The following is an 8,434-nucleotide window of genomic DNA, read 5'->3' as shown; positions in this document are numbered from 1 at the left end:
ATCATGATGCCAACAACGACGGCATCCTCAATCGCAATCTATTGGGTATCCCCACTGAAGAGTTTGGCTTTTCTCAAAACCCGAAAATTCTCACAGGTCCGCCCAAATTTGGCGATTGTGCGGTTCTAGTTGCCGGTCCACAGACCAACATTCAAATTCAATTGCTGAACTTTTTAAGCTAAAGTCAACGCATTGGTTACGGGTTAGGACTACGAGTAAAGTCACCGTTTGGGTTAATTCGGGGTGACTTGGGAATTAACGATGACGGAGATATAAGATTTGAAATTACCAGTGGTCAGCGGTTTTAATATGAAGTATTGGCGTGAAACAATAGCTGTGACTCAACGGATTTTAATTGAATTATTGCGTCGTAAACGTAGCTTAATTTTTTGGAGTATTTTTCCAATCTCAGTCTTAATTCTTAACGGCATGATTTTGGCAGAACGGGCAAAATTATCAATGGATCGTGCTTTTGAGAATGCAGCACCCTCAACTTTAGTTGGTGCAGCATTGTTTTTTAGCTGTTTGGGTGGTAGTGTCGCAACTGTGGTAGCAGAACGAGAACAGCAAACTCTCAAACGCCTTTTTATTTCCCCATTGAGTGGTATGTCTTATTTTTTGGGAATTTTTCTGGCTCATAGCTGCATTGGCTTTGGACAAACATTGCTTGTTTATACAATTGCTGGATTTTGGGGTGCTACTTTTAAAGGTTCTATATTTTTAGGACTCATCATTATTATTATGAGTATAGTCGCTTATGTCGGCTTAGGATTTATTTTAGGTACACAATTAGCGCGTCGTACCGAAGATGTTAACGCTTTGGTAGCAGCGTTTGGAGTTCCTTTGTTAATTTTGGGTGGCGTCTTCTTGCCCAGTTCATTGTTTCCTAAAACACTACTAGATATCGCCAACTTTAATCCAATATATCATATGAATGAAGCACTTTTGGGAGTATCTGCTCAGAATAACACAGTATCAGATATCGCATCTCACTTTCAATTTTTAACAGTATTTTCTCTGGTCATGGTTGTCGGTGGATGGTTTTCTTATCGACGAATGTTGATGGTAGAAAAGAGACTGTGAGATGATTTTTACTTTTGATTGCAGATGGACTATTGCGTGCCTTGCGGTTGCAATTATGCTAATTTCCGAAATATGCTAAGAATCAAAAATTTGAATAAGGCTTACGGAAAAAGAAAAGTTCTTCAAGATTTGACGCTCCATATTGAACATGGGAAAATTTATGGTCTTTTGGGTGCAAATGGATCTGGTAAAACAACAACAATTAATATTATTTGTAACTTAGTCAAAGCTGATAGTGGGTATGTTACAATATACAATCAGGAAGTTTCGGAAGAAACAAAAAAAATAATTGGAATTGCCCCTCAAGAAAATTTACTATATAAAACTCTATCTTGTGAAGAAAATCTGAATTTTTTTGCATTAATCTATGGATTAGACTCTCACACTCGTCGCCAACAAGTAGAAGCAACTTTGTCAGCTGTTAATCTATTGGATAGGGCAAAAAGTCCGGTAGAAACCCTCAGTGGAGGAATGCAGCGACGTTTGAATATTGCTGTTGCATTGGTACATCAGCCGAAGCTCGTTATTCTTGATGAACCAACAACAGGTTTGGATATTGAAGCGCGATACGAAATTTGGGAATTGATTCGACAACTGAAAAATCAAGGCATTACAATTTTACTGACAACTCATTTATTAGATGAAGCTGAGCGTCTTTGTGATAAGATCGGGATTTTAAAAAGTGGTCGAATTTTGGCTGAGGGAAGTCTCTTAGAACTTAGAAAAAGAATTCCAGCACAAGAAATTGTGATTGTGCAGACTTCAGAAGAAGAACTGGCGATCGCACGAGCACTTGAATATGGTTTCACACCCCGACGTTATGGTCGTGATTTGGCATTTTGGGTGCCAGAACAACTAGAATTAAAAGAAATTCTTTCTCGCTTTGATGGTATTCCTCTCGATTCGATTGCTCGTCAGCCAGTGCGGTTAGAGTATATTTATTTAGAGTTAACGCAATAAATCTATTTCAAAAATTTATCCATGAGTATTATCGAATTGCTAGAAGAACTGCGAGCGATCGCACAGCTTGGATTAAACTATTCAAAAGACATTTATGATCGCGAACGCTACGAACGACTTCTCACTCTTGCTTCCTCACAGTATTCAGAACTCTCTTCCCTCCCTAGTTCAGAAATAGAAAAGCGATTTCGCGCAGAACTGGGGTACATTACACCGAAAATAGGAGTGTCCGCTGCAATATTAAACGATCAAGGCAAGTTGTTGTTGGTTCAGCGAACTGATGATAGTACGTGGTGCTTACCGTGTGGTTGGGCTGAAGTTCGAGAAACGCCGCAGCAGTCGATTATGCGCGAGGTACAAGAAGAAACAGGTTTGCTTGTGGAAGTTGGTTCGTTGATTCGTCTTGGTTATCGTATGCCTGGAGATTTTGGACAGCCCCATACCACTTACCATCTCCAGTTTTATTGTACGGTTGTCGGTGGAACGTTGCAAGAGTCCCATGAAACTATTAATGTTGGGTATTACGATATATCCTCTATCAATAAATGGCATGTCGATCATCAGATTGAAGCCGAAGCAGCACACCAGTATTGGGGATTTTTAAAAAATAAATGATATCGTTTTTGGTTGAATCTGAATTATTAAAAAAACCGCAGAGACGCAGAGAACGCAGAGAAGAAGGAGAGATAGTTCCGGTACAAACGGATTTGATATTAGCCAAAATGATTATAGAGATAGCGAATATAACTAAGTTATTGCAATCCTAAATCATATCATTCGTAAAATTCTCTCTTCTCTCTTTTCTTGGCGTTCTTGGCGTCTTGGCGGTATGCGCCAAGGGCGCACGCTACGCGAACGTTAAAAATTAGATGTTTTTAAAAATCTCATGACTCACCATTTCACTTCCTTCAATACCTCATCCATTGGATAATTTGGATTATCAAACGCCAGCGATACTTCACATCTAGTTAACGGAAAAGGTTCCAAAAGCTTCCCCTTTTCCCGACTTTCCAAACGCCACCAAAGAGTTTGTACAGCTATCTCCTTACCATCAACAAACTCAAAAGTGATTTCGCCAATATTGTTTAATCCTACAACTTCTCTGCCTTTTCCTTTCTTACCTATATAATCATGAGAGTTTCTTGCCATTGCGAGGTATTGTTCCAAAGGCTGCTTACGCTCTTGTCCTGGTAGAGGTGCTTTGACAGAATAGAATTGTGGAGAATTGTAATTTCTCGGTTCATTAATTGCTTCTGTTTTCGCTGATAAAAAATTAATCCGGTACCACCATTCAGGTTGTTTCGTGATTTGTAAGACTCTAAACCAATCGCGTTCTTGGACTAAATCCACTTTAGCAGGACTACATTTGACTCTCCAAGGAAAATGTTGAACTGTTTGGTCTACAAGAGTATAAAAACCACCAATTTCTAGAACATTTCCTCCTTTATTTTCCCACCCTATAACCTCTGCTGTTGGCAGATACTTGATAATTGCAAAAGGAACAAAACCTTTCTTGTGCAATGAATGACTTCCACCGAACCCCTTGGCTTCATTCTTAAGCGAACTGCTCGTAAATTGGGCAACAACAAGTTCAGTTTTGACATTTTTTGAACTTTGGAAAGGACGTATTGCTGAGTATTGCAAGCGAGCTGCAAAACTATAATGAACATCACCAGATAAGATAATGACACGACTTTGCTGTGCAGGTAATGCTCGTAGTGCGAGTCTGGAAAACAACCTTTCAAATGCTGTTTCTTCTAAACCCCAAGCTTCAGGATCAAAACCCCAAGCCGCAGCACCTAATTTTTCTGCAACAGTTTTAGCTGTTTTTTGTAAGGTTTCTAAAAACGGTAAGCCAATAACTGGACTGGGCGCGATTACCAAAGTCACTCGTGTATTTTGGGGACGAACAACTTTTGAGATTTGTTCATCGCATCCTTCAGCGCTTAAAAGTCCGGGAAAATCAAAGTCCTTCCCTGGAAATTCCCGCCACGTGCGCGTATCCAAAACTAAGACTTCATATTCTGGAGCAGTTACAGTATAGTGCCATTTTAAAGAACCTTCTTGATGAATGACTCGCCTTGGCTGACTTGTTTTAATATCTGCAACAGATGGCAAACCAACACGCAGGGCAATTTCTTGTTCATACTGTGGGTTTGTACCAAAAGAAGCTAACCATGCTTCGGTTGCTTTGAGTAGTGCTTCTCCTGGCTTTCCTTGTTCAAATTGTTCTGGTGTGTTTCCCCAAGCTTGGCAGATAGCACAAGCAAGTAAACCATTTTGGAGTATGCGCCTACCGAGGGGTTTATTGAGAGTGCGATCGCACCACGCAATATTTAAAAACCAGTCATCTGTAATTTCATGATCATCAAATATCATGTATGTAGGAACATTTGCTAAAGCACGCCTAATATCCTTAATTGCTACTTGAAAATATTGTAAATAGATAACGTCTTCTGTAAATGAAGTTCTATTTTCTCCAGATATTTTTACATCAGGATGAACGTTTCGCGCATCGGGAAAAACATCTTCAAAGCTTGGGAAGTCTTCGGGTTTTATCCACAGCACATCACTCCAAGCAAATAAATACATTGCTAAGAATTCACCCAATGTGAATAAATGACTTTTGGCAACATTAGAAATTTTGTTAAGTTTGCTAAAACTTGCCGTCAAGCCAGCAGTATGTGTTGCCAAGTTATTACGCTTTCCTGGATTCAATTCTTCAGAATTTTGGACATCCGGTAAAGTTTCCGTCCATCCCAAAAGCGTCTGGCTAGCATCCATCAACATGAAAAGTAAAGCATCAGCCACATCATCCACATAAATTTGGTCACCTGTGAGGAAGAGTTGATGCGGTCGTTTTTTTGAGTCTTGTTCTAATGCTTCCCTAATCATTTTATCCACTGTCACAAGCGCATCAAGACTTTCACCGTGAGGCTTGCGACAAGAACCGTGAATAATTCGTACATCATTTAAATGACTTGGCACAAGCGCAAAACTTGGTAAGTCATATGGAGGATATATAATGTTTTCAATTGAACCGTATTGAGTTAAGACACCGGGCTGATTTAGCGTTTCCCCATGACCAAAATATAAATTGTAAAGATAATTTTCTCCATGACAAAGAACATTTGATGAAGTTTTAGCCGTGACAGCAACGACGTGCAAATAAGTACCAACTTGAATCGTTTTTTGACTACCACTAAAAAGTCTTCTTTTATTCGTGTCAAATATTTCTAGAGTAACATTACGGCTTTCTTTCAAAGCCACCCATACAGTTACAGCATTGGGTTCAGTGCGTCGTAGAATTGGTCCAGCGAGAACAAGTGGCAGTTTGTTAATCCGTTCTCTTAGAGGTGTCCATGTCATGGATTTTCTGCCATCAATAGTACATTTTAATCATATTTCTTCTCCAACATCTGTCACCTTTAGATCAATACGGTTCGGTTAAGCAGGTTATATCAAAGGAGATCCCCCCAACCCCCCTTAAAAAGGGGGGCTATCTTACCCATCTACCCCCTTTTTAAGGGGGTCGCCGCAGGCGGGGGGATCTTATCCGAACCGTATTGACTTTTAGATAGAACTTACGCAATAACTCTCTAAAACTCTTATTCCTTTGTGTCCTACCCTTCGGGAAGCCACTTCGTGTCCTTTGCGTCCTTTGTGGTTCGTTTTTTCATCATTTTGCGTAAGTCCTGCTAGAGAACAAATATTCTACAATTGTAAAACCCACCGACGAAATAGTTCTACAATAATCTGCCAGCGTCCCTCAATTTCTTCAACAACATCATGACGCATCAGAGTATTGAGCGCTTCTTGTAAAAGAGCAATTTCTATATTTGTGCAATCAGATAACATTTCCAGACTTAATCCTTCTGGATGAGACGCTAACGCCTGAAGTATCTCCCGCTGACCACCAGCACCCCGCGCCGCCTGACCCCAAACGCCATCAAAATAGTAACGTCCCCGCTGGAAAAACTCAGAGTCGTTGACAACTGCCTCAACTTCCCCTATTCTGAGGATATGATCACGGGCGCGTCCTGTGTTAAAAACTTCGTCATTGTAACGGCGGACGAGTTGAAAAGCGACAAGTTGTACTAAATAAGGTTGTCCGTGGGTGAGTTCGTAGATTTTATCAAGGGCTTCCGGCGTGTAGTCGAGGGGAAAGTCTTGGATAGCTGGATTTGCAAGAATTTGGTGAGTCGCCCCGGCTTCCATAAAGCCAACTTTGATTGTAATCACACTGGCGTAGAAGGGTTGAAAGTAATCGGCTGTCATCTCCTCCAAGGTGTGCAAACCTGCCAGAACAAAAGCGATTTTAGAGCTTTTCTGCGTCAACCCCCGGAGATATCCCATAAAATTTACAGGGATTTTTTCCGCCGAAATCAATTCCTCGATTTTCTCAAACTCGTCTAAGGCGATAATTAAGCCCTTAGTCCCTAGTTCTTGCTCCACCTGTGTCAAGTATCTTCTAAATGTCGGTTGGGGAAGACTCAGCAAATCCTCATTGCTTGGAGGTGGAATTTGCATCACTTCAGAAATGGCATCAGAAATTGCCATCAGCACTTCTACGACTCCTTGGGAAGCATCTGCAACTTCTAGAAGGTTGACATAAGCGACTTGTACACTTGGTTTTATAAAACTGGCGACATTCCGGAGGATGGAAGTTTTGCCCATCCGCCTGTGCCCGTAGATAACGACAGATTGGAGTTGAGAACCGCTCATCCACAACTCCTGCAACTGTCTGATCACGTCTTCTCGTCCAACGAAGCGATCGCCCACAACTGGATCGCCAATAATGTAAGGATTACTCACAGGCTTGGTGATGGAAATTTCCCCAACTTCCTTGGCTATCCCCTCCAAGGCTTTTCTCCAAGTTCGGGCAATGTCCACAATTAACCCGCGTTCCGCTTGCGGCAGAGTATCAGGATTATCTAGAATTTCTGTGAGTTCCCCTAAAGCGCGGTTGAGGGCTAAGGAACGTTGATAAGCAGACTGACTGCGCTGTATAATCTTGGCATTCTCAACGACAGAACGTAGAGATGTGAGAGTTTGCCAGGTAACTGGACGCAGCAGAGGTTCTTGTGGAAAGGGAGGAATTTTAACTGTGGCGATCGCGTCTGGTTTTTTTGCTTCGTTAAAGGCTGCTAGAGTTTGAGCGAGGGTGAACATTTCTTCACCGTAGGGAAGAGAACGGATTTGTGCAAAAGCCGCCATAGCTTTCGCTAGTTCTTCTTTACGGAGATACCACCAAAAACCAGCTGCACGGAGATGCCAGAAACCAGCTGCAGCAGCACGGGCTGGGGTGTCTAAGCGAGTGTCTGTGAAAAAACGAGCTTGGAGTTGTTCTTTCCAACGACGAGGAAAGAAAAAGAACCACCGGAAAGAAAAGAAATCTTTGATAAAGTTTGACTTGAGCGTTTCATTTAGAGAAGCTGACGTAAAACGCACGAGTTGCCAATCAAAAGGATCTTCAGCTAGCTGAACGACACGAAAGACGACTTGCTCTGGAGGGGTTTCCGCCAGTACCAGATTAACAGCTTGAATCACGGGGATGAATTGAAGAGTGTAAGCTAGCAATTGGTTGGCATTATGCAAACCAGTCTCCCAGTCTTGACGCAGCCAATTTTTCAACCAAAAAGACAGGGAGTAAAGGGGAAGTGGAGTAACACGGGGAATTTGCCATTGTCTGTGGGGCGATCGCAGAACAAGAGGTAAACCCAAAAGCCAATTTTCTGGACGGAGTATCGCCACGCCTAACGCCACGGCAAACGCCACGCCTAACGCGCTTAACGCCACGGCAAACGCCATGCCGCCCGCCACGCCTAACGTGACGCCACTCGTCACGGCTAACGCCATGCCTAACGCCACGCCACTCGCCACGCCACTCGCTACGCTACTCGTCAGACCACTCGTCACGCCATCCGCCACGCCTAACCCCACACCTAACGCCACGCCAAACGCCACGCCTAACGCTACGCCAAACGCCACGCCAAACGCCACGCCAAACGCCACGCCACTCCCCACGCCAAACACCACGCCACTCCCCACGCCATACGTCACGCCATACGTCACGCCAAACACCACGCCTAACGCTACGCCTAACGCTACGCCTAACCAAGCAAGAGGAACGCCTATGTATTGAACAAGTCTACTCAAAGCTAGAGGTGTAACAACTGTCAACACCAACCCTTGGAAAAGCAAATTTCGTTGAGTGCTATTTTGTCGCAGCAACTCCCATCCCTTGCGCCAATTCATTTCCTCTTTAGGGATATACCCACCCCCAAAGGTGTCCACATACCATCGCAAAGCTTGGGGGAAGTAAAACACCCAATACAAAAGGCGTAGATAATCCAGCGGGTTCCACAGGGAGAGGGGGCGTTTGAGTTTG

General features: G+C 42.8%; 7 protein-coding genes. 5 read left to right on the top strand and 2 right to left on the bottom strand.

What is annotated here, in order from left to right; genetic code table 11:
- The 5 genes from DP116_RS24845 to DP116_RS24825 form a co-directional block, all read left to right on the top strand.
- Positions 1 to 182, top strand: a 182-nt coding sequence (locus DP116_RS24845) for a DUF2141 domain-containing protein (RefSeq protein ID WP_169157698.1), incomplete at its 5' end; no start/stop codon positions are given.
- 9 nt (positions 183 to 191) lie between these two features.
- Positions 192 to 308 carry a BamA/TamA family outer membrane protein gene (locus tag DP116_RS30030; protein ID WP_169157699.1) on the top strand — a complete coding sequence of 39 codons (117 nt, stop codon included), beginning with the start codon at positions 192 to 194 and terminating at the stop codon, positions 306 to 308.
- 1 nt (position 309) lies between these two features.
- A complete protein-coding gene (locus DP116_RS24835) occupies positions 310 to 1,083 on the top strand; it encodes an ABC transporter permease (RefSeq protein ID WP_169157697.1) in 774 nt (257 codons plus the stop codon).
- Positions 1,084 to 1,155: 72 nt separating this feature from the next.
- Positions 1,156 to 2,043, top strand: a complete 888-nt coding sequence (locus DP116_RS24830; protein ID WP_169157696.1) for an ABC transporter ATP-binding protein — start codon at positions 1,156 to 1,158, stop codon at positions 2,041 to 2,043.
- A gap of 21 nt (positions 2,044 to 2,064) precedes the next feature.
- Complete coding sequence (locus tag DP116_RS24825; protein WP_169157695.1) at positions 2,065 to 2,658, top strand: NUDIX hydrolase N-terminal domain-containing protein; 594 nt, start codon at positions 2,065 to 2,067, stop codon at positions 2,656 to 2,658.
- Between the two features lie 276 nt (positions 2,659 to 2,934).
- Here DP116_RS24825 and DP116_RS24820 read toward each other — a convergent pair whose 3' ends face one another.
- Complete coding sequence (locus tag DP116_RS24820; protein WP_169157694.1) at positions 2,935 to 5,412, bottom strand: alkaline phosphatase D family protein; 2,478 nt, start codon at positions 5,410 to 5,412, stop codon at positions 2,935 to 2,937.
- 345 nt (positions 5,413 to 5,757) lie between these two features.
- On the bottom strand, positions 5,758 to 8,434 hold a 2,677-nt coding region (locus DP116_RS29695; protein WP_169157693.1), incomplete at its 5' end, for an AAA family ATPase.

This window comes from Brasilonema bromeliae SPC951 (genome assembly GCF_012912135.1).
Lineage (GTDB): Bacteria > Cyanobacteriota > Cyanobacteriia > Cyanobacteriales > Nostocaceae > Brasilonema > Brasilonema bromeliae.
Note: the sequence above shows the minus strand (reverse complement) of the source record. Positions and strands in the feature narration are given on the sequence as shown.